Origin of the sequence: Salinimicrobium soli, from assembly GCF_048323655.1 — a bacterium.
Taxonomy (GTDB): domain Bacteria; phylum Bacteroidota; class Bacteroidia; order Flavobacteriales; family Flavobacteriaceae; genus Salinimicrobium; species Salinimicrobium soli.
On record NZ_JBLUWW010000001.1, the window covers coordinates 460843 to 473264 of the forward strand.

General features: G+C 42.3%; 13 protein-coding genes and 1 tRNA gene. 5 read left to right on the top strand and 9 right to left on the bottom strand.

The features are described from left to right. Window positions 1-83: 83 nt before the first annotated feature. Window positions 84-395 (bottom strand): Fjoh_0651 family PID-CTERM protein, encoded by a 312-nt coding sequence (locus tag ACNORC_RS02195; protein WP_418333951.1) that lies wholly within the window; start codon window positions 393-395, stop codon window positions 84-86. A gap of 256 nt (window positions 396-651) precedes the next feature. Between ACNORC_RS02195 and ACNORC_RS02200 the strand changes: the two genes are divergently transcribed. The 3 genes from ACNORC_RS02200 (at window position 652) to ACNORC_RS02210 (ending at window position 3103) form a co-directional block, all read left to right on the top strand. After that, window positions 652-1716 (top strand): transporter substrate-binding domain-containing protein, encoded by a 1065-nt coding sequence (locus tag ACNORC_RS02200; protein ID WP_418333952.1) that lies wholly within the window; start codon window positions 652-654, stop codon window positions 1714-1716. Window positions 1717-1834: 118 nt separating this feature from the next. Then, the gene (locus ACNORC_RS02205; protein WP_418333953.1) at window positions 1835-2587 is read left to right on the top strand and encodes a hypothetical protein; all 753 of its coding nucleotides are present in this window, start codon (window positions 1835-1837) and stop codon (window positions 2585-2587) included. Window positions 2588-2767: 180 nt separating this feature from the next. Continuing rightward, window positions 2768-3103, top strand: coding sequence for a hypothetical protein (locus ACNORC_RS02210; protein ID WP_418333954.1), 336 nt, complete (start codon window positions 2768-2770; stop codon window positions 3101-3103). Window positions 3104-3168: 65 nt separating this feature from the next. Here the strand turns inward: ACNORC_RS02210 and ACNORC_RS02215 are convergent, their stop codons facing one another. From ACNORC_RS02215 to mce, 5 genes are all read right to left on the bottom strand, one after another. After that, entirely contained in the window at window positions 3169-3582 is a 414-nt protein-coding gene (locus ACNORC_RS02215) for a BLUF domain-containing protein (protein ID WP_418333955.1), read from the bottom strand. A gap of 84 nt (window positions 3583-3666) precedes the next feature. Continuing rightward, on the bottom strand, window positions 3667-4056 hold the full coding sequence (locus ACNORC_RS02220) for a ribosomal maturation YjgA family protein (RefSeq protein WP_418333956.1): 390 nt from the start codon (window positions 4054-4056) through the stop codon (window positions 3667-3669). Window positions 4057-4174: 118 nt separating this feature from the next. Further along, on the bottom strand, window positions 4175-4906 hold the full coding sequence (locus ACNORC_RS02225; RefSeq protein ID WP_418333957.1) for a PepSY-like domain-containing protein: 732 nt from the start codon (window positions 4904-4906) through the stop codon (window positions 4175-4177). Between the two features lie 178 nt (window positions 4907-5084). Further along, window positions 5085-5158, bottom strand: a tRNA-Ile gene (locus ACNORC_RS02230). Between the two features lie 133 nt (window positions 5159-5291). Continuing rightward, window positions 5292-5696, bottom strand: coding sequence for a methylmalonyl-CoA epimerase (mce, locus tag ACNORC_RS02235; RefSeq protein ID WP_418333958.1), 405 nt, complete (start codon window positions 5694-5696; stop codon window positions 5292-5294). 146 nt (window positions 5697-5842) lie between these two features. Between mce and rbfA the strand changes: the two genes are divergently transcribed. Further along, on the top strand, window positions 5843-6238 hold the full coding sequence (gene rbfA, locus ACNORC_RS02240) for a 30S ribosome-binding factor RbfA (protein WP_418333959.1): 396 nt from the start codon (window positions 5843-5845) through the stop codon (window positions 6236-6238). A gap of 6 nt (window positions 6239-6244) precedes the next feature. Beyond that, window positions 6245-7444 carry an ABC transporter permease gene (locus ACNORC_RS02245; RefSeq protein WP_418333960.1) on the top strand — a complete coding sequence of 400 codons (1200 nt, stop codon included), beginning with the start codon at window positions 6245-6247 and terminating at the stop codon, window positions 7442-7444. A gap of 190 nt (window positions 7445-7634) precedes the next feature. On the opposite strand, the gene dusB is transcribed toward ACNORC_RS02245, so the two are convergent. The 3 genes from dusB to ACNORC_RS02260 form a co-directional block, all read right to left on the bottom strand. Then, window positions 7635-8627 carry a tRNA dihydrouridine synthase DusB gene (gene dusB, locus ACNORC_RS02250; protein WP_418333961.1) on the bottom strand — a complete coding sequence of 331 codons (993 nt, stop codon included), beginning with the start codon at window positions 8625-8627 and terminating at the stop codon, window positions 7635-7637. Window positions 8628-8916: 289 nt separating this feature from the next. Continuing rightward, complete coding sequence (locus tag ACNORC_RS02255; protein ID WP_418333962.1) at window positions 8917-9564, bottom strand: hypothetical protein; 648 nt, start codon at window positions 9562-9564, stop codon at window positions 8917-8919. Between the two features lie 312 nt (window positions 9565-9876). Next, window positions 9877-12285: an outer membrane beta-barrel protein gene (locus ACNORC_RS02260; protein WP_418333963.1), complete on the bottom strand. Its 2409-nt coding sequence runs from the start codon at window positions 12283-12285 to the stop codon at window positions 9877-9879. Window positions 12286-12422: the final 137 nt, after the last annotated feature.

A 12422-nucleotide genomic window follows, 5' to 3' on the forward strand; every position in this document is an offset into this window, starting at 1 on the left:
GCCTTTCAAAAGGCAATATTAAAAAAAGATATGGAGAAACGACACTTTATCGATTATTTTAGCATTTCGTCGATGGGGTGATCTTATTTAGCTGTCTCTAAACTTTTGGATTTACTCCGTTTTTCCATGGCATAAATCTTATAGGCACCCAGAAGTATCCCGGTAAAAAACAGGGGTATGAGATAGTCATTAATTGGAAGGCAAAGTCCGGGTGGTGGCGGTGGCGGACTACCGTTGCCATTGCCGGGAAGGGTTCCGGGGTCACAAGGCGGGGGTCTTCTTCCGTTTCCGTCAGCCTGGGGAGGAGGTGGATTATGTCCGCCCTGACTGTAAACACCAAAGCTCATGCAGATCAATGCCAGCGCCAAAAAGATATATTTTACTTTTTTCCCCATATGCCGAAAGTAATCCTAATTTCGAAGCATTTCTCTATCTGCTCAATTAAAAAAGAGGTCGTTAAAACACTCTGCCACAGTACCAAAAATAGGAAATTTAATAGTGCTTTCATATAAAGCACTTTAAATCCTAGAAATTTCCTACATAATTTAACGCTCTCTTATGATTTGAAGTATCCCTATTTCTTAAAATGCATTAAGAACAATACCCTTTAAAATGACATTTTTTGTTATTTTTTCAGCAAATGCAAAAAATATGACCAGGAAAATTTTTCTGTACTGTATTCTCTCTCTCCTGTTCTCAGGATCCATTTTCGCACAGGATAGCCTTTCGGAAAAGAAAAAACTTACAATAGGAATCACCGAAGCTCCACCTTTTGTGGTGAAGGAAAAGGGAGAATTCACCGGCCTCAGTATCAAATCCTGGGATATGGTGAACGAGAAATTTGGAGCCGACTTCGTCTTCAAAGAATATAGTTCTTTAGGAGAATTACTTTCCGCTGTAGAAAAAGGAGAGGTCGACCTCAGCATTAATCCAATTACGGTCACCGACCAGCGAATGCAAAAAATGGAATTTTCCCAACCCTATTTTATTTCCCACACCGGCATCGCCAAGCGCAAGGAGTCTTCCTTCTGGAAATATCTAATGAATATTATTAGCTGGAATTTTCTTTCGGCCATTCTTATCCTAGTGAGCGTAATCTTCGCATTTGGCTTTCTGGTCTGGATCTTTGAAAGACGGGGCAATAATGAGGAATTTTCCAAAGGAGGAAGGGGAATTCTGCAGGGCTTCTGGTGGAGCGCGGTAACCATGACCACAGTGGGATATGGAGATAAATCTCCGCGTACTTTTGGAGGAAGGTTCATCGGGTTTATCTGGATGTTCCTTGCAATAATAATGATCTCCAGCCTTACGGCCGGAATCGCTTCTTCACTGACCGTTCAGAATATGCAGGATGAGATCACTTCTATTGAAGATCTCAGAAAATTTGAGACGACCACCGTTGAGAGTTCCAGTGCCGAAGAGTTGCTGGAGCAGTATGGGATCGATTCAGAAAAAGTTTTAAATGCGCAGGAAGGGTTCGAGAAAATAAGCAAAGGAGAAACGCAACTTTTTATTTATGACCAACCCATACTTAGCTATTATATAGAGCAAAATAATCTGGGGGATGAATTAGAGGTTCTGCAAAAGACCATCAAAAAAGATTATTACAGCTATAGTTTTCCAAAAGGATCACCTGTGGTAAAGGAAATAGATCCCATTCTGGTGGGTACGCTCAAAACCATTAAATGGAATACGCTTATTAAAGATTATAAATAAAATTTCCCGAAAGGTTGTTCATCCCAGGCTGTCCATTCTAGCTCAAGAACACAACTAAAAAATTAGTTTAAACTAAAAATTTAGGTATATTTGAAATCCATTTTTTAAAACATTCATTATGGACAGAATTATTACCAGCCTTTTATTCATACTTTTTGCCGGTGTGGTGCACTCTCAATGTGACCTTACTTCCAATTATGAGGAGGTCTTTGATCTCAAGAAAGAACAATATGGTGACCGTACCATGATGGTACCCTCGGTTAAGGAGGTTCCGCAGAGTAAATGCTTTTCAGACGTGGTTAATGGAAACAGGCAGTTTTTTTATTACCTGCTTACGAATTTTACTGATCGTGAGGAAATTAATGAGTTAAAGAATTTAGATGAGGCAGCTGTAATAAGGAGTGAATTTTATGACCTTCTGAAAAACAATACCAGCTTTAATGAGGTACTCAAAAAACTTTCGGTCGAGAAAAAAGACAGTGTGTCTATGGACCAACTGCTAAATGTGGCGGTAAAGTACTTCAACATAAAAGGTATAACTCCCGAAGGTAATTATAAAGCCAAGGTTTGTGGCGGTCTCAACGGAATAGAACAAACTCTGGCCGAGCGCAAACCCCACCTGGAGGCTTTCGCCTTTTCCACCATCCTGGAGCACCTTGATTCCGACGAAAATAATATGTACCAGGAGCTGGTTGCAGGGGTTAAGGAACTGTATAAGGTGGAGCTTGGCACCAGCAATGAAGAAAAATTGTTACGGGCACAGGGGGCTCTTTACATGATCATGCGGAACAATGAATCACTTAAAAACCTGTTGAGATCTGAATACGACAAGAAAAAGGCATTTTTGCCATTCGTCCTGATCGAAAGCTAACCGTTTCTATAAAGTGTCAAATAAATCGGCTTTTTTACCCGGGAAAAGATCTGTTGGACCTCAACAGATTTTTTTTGTTAAACCCTTCAGGACTAAGCAAACAATTTCAGATTTTTGACATCTCAAACTGCAGGTTCTTTTCCGAGGAAAAAGCCGCAGAAGAGGAATACAAAGAAACCTATGGAAGATAATACTTATAAAGTGATTCAAGCTGCTGAAGTGGTAATGCTAATTATCCAGAATGAAGGCCAGATGGAACACAGTCTGGAAGATCTTTCTGAATTTCAACCCGCCTATGAGCTGCTGCTGTCGCTGAATATTATTCAGGACCGGGACGAGCTATTAGTGCCCGGACCAAATTTTGAACGTGCTTCCAAACTGGGGGTTAAGGAATACTTACGGAGAAAAGAACTGGCAGATCAAAAACCGTCCAACCGCAACAAGTGGGTAGCGGGAATTGCGGGCGGAGCATTACTGGCCGCCGTAGGATATCTGCTTCGCCCGGGAAGAAATTAATTTTAAGGCAAGATTTTTTTGCCTTTGGACTGAAAGGATTCCGAAAGGTTTTACCCCAAAAATCTTTAAAGCAACTGGGTATCTATAAAGGAACCCATGATAACTTTGATCTGTTGTTGCACCTGAGACTCCATACCCTTTACCGCCTCCAAATAGGTTTGGATCAGTTCGGGTTTTGAGAAACGCTGATTGTGCAGGTTGTCCACCATATAACCGTTCAGAGAACCTTTCTCCACATCTTTGCCTACCACCTGTATGATATCATTATGCCGCGGATCGTTTTTGATCTTGACGAAAAGTTCCAGTACCCTGGCTTTTTCACCTTCAAGCACCTGGAAAAAATGCCCGTCAGAGTAAAGAAGAACCCCCTTGATATCTTTTTCACTATTCCATTCCTGCCACTTTTCCAAAAGCTCCTCAATCTTGGAAGTATTTAGTTCACTACTGGCAGTACTCACATAACAGATCACGTGTTGCATAACAACCTTTTTTCAAATATTCCCCAAGTTAAAAAAGACGGAAGCAAGATCTATTAAGGTTGTCTTAATTGTTAGACCGACCCGTCAAAAAGCCTTTTTCCTAAATGATTTCTTAAGGAATATTTCAGTTAAAAAGGCAATCGCGCCGCCCAGCAGGTACAGCAGAAGATCCCCAAAGTCGAAGTGATTTCCAAGTATAGTCACAGCAACAGGATTTCCCTGCAACCCCAGCTTCCCAACGAGATCGAATGCCTGCAGCCCTTCCAGAAGGAACGCAAAAAGAAGCACTCCAAAAATGGCATTTTTGACAGGCATTTTGAGGAAGCTTTTCAGCAGGCAATACAAAAAGATGACCACGAGCACATCGCCTCCGTAAGGCCTTATTATGGTATCACTAACATACACTGCAATGAATACGAGCAGCAGGAAGAGCAGAAGAGCAGCGAAAAAATAGCTTTTTTGGAAGGTGAGCATGAAAAGGGAACTAAAGCTGAAAGATACCAAAAACTGCCAACAGCCTGAATTTTTAATTATGAAACAAAAAAGCCTTTCAAAATTGAAAGGCTTTCTATTTATTAGTTTTTATAGATCATTAATCATCTTCGCCTTCGTCCTCTCCGTTTCCATCTTCTGCACTAAGGAAATTCCCTTGCTGATCGAATTCAAGTTCAACTCCGTTATTCAGAGTTACTTCATAACCGTCATCATCCATCTCGGCTTCGATGATCACTGTACCTGCATAGTTCAGGGCGATGTAATCCAATATTGCTTGAGGTAATTGTGAGGGATCGATGTCTTCTTCGTTCTCCCCCTGGTCGTCGTCATTTTCATCCTGCGCCTGACCCAGGAAATTACCATTTCCGTCGAAGATGAGTTCCACATCGTTACTCAATTCAATTTCGTAATGGCCGTTATTTTCCAACTCCGCTTCTTCAATAGTGGCACCGGGGTAATACTTGTTTATGAAATCCAGAATATTCTGAGGGAGGGCAGACGGATCTATGTCTTCATCCCCAAATTCATTGTCATCGTCATCGACCCCTAAAAATTCTCCCTGCGAGTTAAATACCAGTTCGGTATGATCGCTTAGATAAACTTCGTAGTTCTGATTATCTTCAATTTCAGCTTCAATAATGGTAAGACCGGGATAATTCTCAGTTACATAATCCAGAATGCTTTGAGGTAAGGTCGCTGTTCTTACATGCGTATCTGCTGAAAATGCTACAGCATTCAGGTTGGGTTCAGTGGTATCATCACTTTCAGAACATGCCTGAAAGATCATAAAGACACCCAGTAGTCCCATTGAAAATTTGAATTTATTCATAACCAGCTGCTTTTTGTTTTGTTTCCCTAAAATAACGCCTCTTCCCGAAACACATTGTGTGGCCGGTGATAAAGAATTCTTAAGGTTTTGATCTGAAGCGAATTAAAAGCTATGGATTGATTTGCCGTAACCTCCAAAAAAGCAATAAAAAAACCCCGTCTTTCGACGAGGTTGTCTGTGGTCCCACCTGGGCTCGAACCAGGGACCACCTGATTATGAGTCAGGTGCTCTAACCAACTGAGCTATAGGACCGTTTGGTGCTCTAACCCCCCGACGTTTCGGGAGAGCTATAGGACCGGCTCAATTAACTTGAGAGGGCGCAAATTTATACAATAATCCTTTACTCAGCAAGGAATAAATTTACATTCTTACACCAGCCGCACTGCTATTCTTTGATCTCCTGGCATAATTCCACCAGCACCCCATTCGAAGACTTCGGATGTAAGAAAGCAACCAGCTTATTATCAGCTCCTTTTTTGGGCTCTTCGTTCAGCAGCACAAAACCTTCGTTCTTCAGCCGCTCCATTTCAGCCTTGATATCTTCCACTCCGAAAGCGATGTGGTGTATGCCCTCTCCTTTCTTCTCCAGGAATTTCGCTATAGGACTGTCATCACGGGTGGCGCCTAAAAGTTCTATCTTGCTCTCTCCCACCCTGTAAAATGCGGTTTCCACTCCTTCGCTTTCCACCTTTTCGGTCTTATAGCATTCGGTGTTCAATAGGGTCTCATATGTCTTCCCCGCCTGTTCCAGGTCTTTGACAGCTATTCCTATATGTTCTATCTTGTTCATGGTTATTTATTATTGGTGAATGGTTAATTGGTTAATTGGTGATTGGTGATTAGATAATTGGAAAGCTAAAGGCTAAGAGCCAACAGCTAATAGCTATATAAAACGAATTTAAGAATAATCATTTTTAAAAATGCTATTTTTGCAGTATGGAAGAAACGAACAGACAGAAAAAAATAGGAGGAGTGATCCAGCGCGATTTGGCTGACATACTCCAGTCTCACTTAAGGGACGCGGGGAAGATGGGGATATTGATATCAGTTTCTAAAGTAAAGGTCACCACAGATCTTTCGCAGGCCAAGGCTTACCTCAGCATCTTTCCGGCGAAGAACGCCAAGGAGATCCTGGAAGAGCTTAATATATTAAAGCCGAAGATAAAGCACGAAGTGGCCCAGCGCACCAAGCATCAGCTGCGCAGGATGCCGAACCTGGAATTCTTTATAGATGATTCCCTGGACTACATTGAGAATATCGAAAAGTCCATGAAAGGGGAAGACAATCCTATCGAGCAACCGGACCTGCTTTCCCGACGGAAAAAATCATAAGCTCCTTTGAATTTCCCCTTTTACATAGCCCGGCGTTACTTGTTTTCAAAAAGCAGCAGTAATGCCATCAACATCATTACGATCATTGCGGCACTAGGGGTATTTGCGGGCGCTTTTTCTTTATTCATCGTGCTATCGGGTTTCACCGGACTCAAAGATTTCAGCCTTTCTTTTTCTAACGAATACGACCCTGACCTTAAGGTGTTCCCCGAAAAGGGCAAAACCTTTGTGATTTCTCCTGAAGAGGCTGCAGATCTACAGCAACTGGAAGGGATCGGAGTTTATTCCGAAGTGATAGAAGAAAGAGTTTTCCTTGACTTCCGCTCGAAAAATAAGACGGCTTTCATCAAAGGGGTTGATCCAAATTATTTGCGGGTAAATAAGATGGACAGTGCGGTGGTCTTCGGAACCTGGTTTGCACCGGGAGAAGCACAGGTGGTTGTTGGAAACAATATCTCTCGCGAACTTTCCCTGGGGATCTTTGATTATTCAGATCTGTTGAAGATCATGGTACCGCGGCCGGGAACAGGCCAGATCACTGATCCTACCAACGCGTTTAATTCCGAAGAAGCCATAGTTTCCGGAATCTACAGCATTAGCGAAGAACTGGACGATAAATATGTATACGCTCCCATAAATTACGTGCGTTACCTGCTGGAAATGAAGGAAGGGGGAGTAAGCGCTCTCGAGATCAAACTTTCTCCCGGCGCCGATCCTGAAGCTGTTATCGAAAATATACATAGCGCTCTAAAGGCAGATGTGCAGGTAAAGAACCGGGCGCAACTAAATGAATCCCTTTATAAAATGCTTAATACCGAAAACCTCGCGGTATACCTCATCTTTACACTCGTGCTGATCATTGCCCTTTTCAATGTGGTGGGATCAATAATTATGGCGATTCTCGATAAACGGGAAAATATCAAGACACTCCACAGCCTGGGAGCCACACCAAAGCAGATCAAAAATATCTTTTTTGCGCAGGGAGTATTCCTCACACTCATGGGGGGTACTCTAGGCCTTCTTGTTTCCCTGGCAGTAGTTTTTCTCCAGCAGGAGTACAGCCTGGTAATGATCACTCCTACTCTGCCCTATCCGGTAACAATTACCTGGGAAAATATTCTCGTGGTTATGGTGACTATTACTGCTTTAGGGATGATTGCCTCTTATATTGCGGCAAGCCGAAGTAAAAAAGCCCTTGTGGGTTAGTCGGTAGTCGTTAGTCGGCAGACGGTAGTAGGTAGTGGGTGGTGGGTAGTCGAAAGGATATTTTTTTTGAAAGGTTTTTCCAGCTCCCTTTAGGGAAAGGGGTAAAACGGAAAACCTAAACTCCATAGAAATTCCACCCCAGAATTGAAAAAATTTCTTTTAAAATTTGGGGCTTGTAACCTGGACTTTTCTAAGCAAACTCGTAACCGGCAAATTCTTTTTCCACCTCATCAAATGCCGCAAATACATCAGCAGCATCATCACTGGTGACCATTTTTTGACGGTATTCCTTAAAGTGCGGAATTCCCTTAAAGTAATTGGTGTAATGCCTACGGGTCTCAAAAACGCCTAATTTTTCACCTTTCCAGTCTATGGCCATTTGCAGGTGCCTACGGGCAGCATCCAGCCTTTCTTCCATAGTTGGCGGTGCAAGATGTTCTCCTGTTTTAAAGTAGTGTTTGACCTCTCTGAAGAACCACGGATATCCGATACTGGCACGACCTATCATGGCGCCGTCCAATCCGAATTTATCACGCATTTCCATGGCTCTTTCCGGCGAGTCCACATCTCCGTTTCCAAAGACTGGGATGTGCATGCGAGGATTGTTCTTAACCTCGGCTATGGGTGCCCAGTTGGCTTCGCCCTTGTACATTTGAACGCGGGTACGACCGTGAATGGAAATAGCGGCTGCACCTACATCCTGTAACCTTTCGGCAACCTCCACGATCTTAATGGAATCATTGTCCCAGCCTAAACGCGTCTTGACGGTGATTGGCAGATTGGTATGTTTTACCATGGCTTCGGTAAGTGAAACCATCAATGGAATATCTTTCAGAATTCCGGCTCCGGCGCCTTTGGAAACCACTTTTTTCACCGGACAGCCAAAATTGATATCGATAATATCTGGATTGGATTTCTCTACGATCTCCACCGACTGCAGCATGGATTCCAGGTTCGCACCAAAGATCTGAATGCCCACCGGTCTTTCCTTTTCGTAGATATCGAGCTTCATGACGCTCTTAGCGGCGTCGCGAATAAGCCCTTCCGAAGAAATGAATTCAGTGTAAACAACATCGGCACCCTGCTCCTTGCACAGCGCGCGAAATGGCGGATCACTCACATCTTCCATTGGTGCAAGCAACAACGGAAAATCTCCTACATCAATATTTCCAATTTTAGCCAAATCAAGAGGTTTTAGGGCTGCAAAAATAAGAAATTCTTTTTAGTGTAAAAGCTTAATTATCAACCTGTAATGTTCAATTGAGAAGACAGAAAAGAGAATAGAGAAAAAAGATCCTCAAAAAGGTCATTTTTGACACCTCTTTATTAGTCATTCTGAAACGCAGCGAAGCGAAGTGAAGAATCTCTTTCTTCAGAAAAAGAAAAGAGAGAAGAGAAAAAAACCACCGAAAACGACATTTTTGACACCTCTTTGGAACTGTCATTCTGAACGCAGCTCAGCGGAAAAATTATCAGCTTTTTTGAAAGTCAGGAAAAATCTGAAAATAAAGGCTTTCAAGGCTGTCGCGAAACTCCCATATATAATGTTCTTTACCATCACCCTTGACATTTCCGTAGAAAAGCACTTCTGAAGCTTTCTTGTCAAACAACAGCATATGTAAAAGGCTGCCATTACGAACACGCCCTCCTTCTGGCCTTTTAAGTAGATACCGGGGGCCTTTCTTCCAATGTGCATATTCCGGCTCAAAATAAAGCGCCATTATATAACGCGCAGGTTGTTTTTTCCATTCTTCCTGTATCACTGATGGTATCGGAATATCGGTTTCCCCATTCTTATAAAATTCAAAAAATTCTGCGAGCTCCTTCACTTGAGCATCACCATCCGTTGACGGCTCGAATTTGGTTTCTATCCTGTATTTTTCATGCGAATGCAAAACAGAATCAACCATTTTGTTGGTATACATGATGTGTTGTAAAGAAATATCCTCTTCGTTTTCAAAATGAAATACCGGCGCATAATATGCTATTTTTGAAACCTGAGAAAGATCTTCGGAAGCTCGATAAGTATCCTTAACTAAATTTCCGCTACTGCAGGAATTCAAGCCTATAGTCAAAAGTAAAAACAAAACAAAACGCCCACCTTTGTTCAATTCAAACATTTATTTTCAATTTAAAATTCCAATAATAAAAATATTACTGCTTTCCACCTTATAGTTTAATACTTTTAATTTTTCCAGCTTAGCTTCAAAAAAGATCGCCAAAAATGCCATTTTTAACACCGCTTTGAACTGTCATTCTGAACGCAGCGCAGCGGAGTGAAGAATCTCCTTCTACAGAATAAAGAGAAGAGAGCAGAGAAAAAAGACCTTCTAAAATGTCATTTTTGACACCTTATAATTTTGAGTCTTGAATTTTGAAACCGGAATATAGTGACCCCTCGACTCCGCTCGGTGTGACATTTTTTTTAACCATTAAAGCCGTTCCCTTTCCGCTGCTTCAATAGAACGTTCATTATCCTGCAGTCTGAAGTTTCCGAAGTTGTATTTAAAGCCCACGCGCACAAACCGGTTTTCGGGTTTGGCGTAGAAGCCGTTGTCCTGATTCAGGTAATTGGAGCGCAGCCAGGTATTGGTCTCATCCAGCACATCTTCAAAATGCAGGGTCACCTCTGCCCTGTTGTTCCACAAAGACTTTCGGAAACCAAACGACAGCGTGGTCATAGGCTCAAAGTTATAAGAACCCGTGATCCAGTCAGATACGTATGTAAGGCTCAGGTCTCCCGATAGGGTCCCGTCTTTAGAAAGCACAAAGCTGTTGTAAATGGTTCCGTAGAAGGCATCAATATCATTGGTAACTTCTGCATTATTGCTTTCCAGGGCCAGGAAGGTCTCTTCTTCATGGAAGAAGCTCACGTATGCGTATGCGTACCACCAGTTGGCCAGTGAACGGCCATGGCTAATGTCCAGTCCGTACGATTTACTGTCGAGTAAATTAACACTCACCCTGCGAATAGTAAGGGCCCGATTATCCTGAAAACTAAGCGTCTGTGGTCTTCCGCCGTTATCACGGTAATAAAGATCAAAGAAATACTCATTTTTGAGGGTGAAGTTCAGGTTGAAATTATGGCTGATAGCAGCTCTAAGGTTTGGGTTTCCGGAGTTATAGTCATATTCGTTCAGGAAATACCGAAAAGGATTCAGGCTTTCATACCTGGGCCGTGCTATTCTTCGACTGTAATCAAGGGTTAAACTGTTACCACCTGATAACATATGTTGAAGGAAGAAAGTTGGGAACAATTCAAAATATTCCCGGTCGTCGATCTGTTCCATCGATTCAGATTCACCGGTCCGGTCAGTATACTCTCCGCGCAATCCCACTTTTATACTCCACTTTTCCCAGTCTTTGGTTAAGCTTAAATACCCGGCAAAAATATTCTCGTCGTACAGAAAATTATCAGATAAAGCAGTATTGGGTTGACTCGATCCGTTTTCCACATCAAAGAAATCGATCCCGCTTTCAGAATCGATCACCGAAGCTTTTATCCCGGTTTCGAAATTAGTCCCCGCCAACGGAGTGACGTAATCCAACTGGCCGACATAGATGTTTATATTTTGAGCTGCGGTTGTGTAGAATTCGTTTACTGAGGAAGTATTACCACCATCAAAATTCGTTGTCTTCACGTCCTGCATCCGGTCCTTATCAAACCGGGTGTAATGTCCTTTTGCAGAGATCTGTGCTCCTACGTCATTCAACTGATGCCTGAATTCGAGATCCATCGCGATGTTTTTCACGTCTTCTTCAAGTCCGCTGTTGGTAATAAAGTAATCAGGGGTGGATGGTAACTGGTCCTCAATATTTGTCAACACCACATTATTGAACGTTCTATCGGGAGAAAAGGTCGTGTAGGTTGAAAAACTAAGCCTGTTTTTGTTATCGAGGTCGTAATCGAGGATCAAATTGGCATTATGGGCGTTCGATTCTGTAGTTCGGTCGAAATCGGTCTCCCATCTGGAGATCACATTTCCGGCATTTCGGAAGTTAATATAACTGTCATCATCCTTGAATTCCTTCCGTGGAGAAAAACTGTAATTGGCGAACAGGTTAAGCTTCTCATTTTTCAAATAATGGCTGGTTCCCAAGGTGTACTTGGGGTAAATAGCCTGGGTATAGGCGCCATTCACATTGCCTTTATAACCCGGAATGATAGTTTTCGAAGTGACAATATTCAGGATAGCCCCGCCTTCAGCATCATAACGCGCCGGCGGATTAGTGATCACCTCAACAGATCTAATGTTCTCTCCGGAATAATTCTCAAGCAGGGTCTGCAATTCAGAAGAAGAGAGTTGCACCTTACGGTCGTTGATATAAACCTGTACGCCCTGGTTCCTAACCTGCAGGCTGTTATTGGCAACAATGACTCCCGGTGTCTTTTTGAGGATCTCCCAGGTACTACCACTGGAAAGGCTGGAGTTTTCGACTGTGAAAACAAGCCTGTCCACTTGCTTTCGCACAGTTGGCTTTTTATAATTGATAGAAACCTCTCCAAGATCTTCTGAAGACTCCTTGAGCACCACCGGAGATAATTTTTCTTTCGTGGGATCTTCTATGAGTGCCAGATAATCTTTATACCCCACAAAACTCACTTTTATCACGTAAGGTTTTTCCTCAATATTGGTAAAACGGAACTCCCCATTTTCAGTAGAAACAGCCCCTTTGTAAACAGTAGTAGAATCTTTCGCACTCAATAAAATTACGTTCGCAAAGGCGATAGGATCGTTGTTACTGTCAATAATTCTACCGTCTAAATTGTGCTGGGCAATACCGGAAAATGGCAATAGAAAGAACAGCAAAAAGGCTGGGGGGAGGTAGGTTTTCTGCATTAGATCTGGTTGGTTAGTGTCTATAAAATTAACACAATCAAACAAATATAGTACTTCTGAAATCAAATCAAAATCAAACAGCTTCTTCTACAGCTAAAGCGGTAAAATTTTAAGATATTCCTTCCAAAAATGTGGAA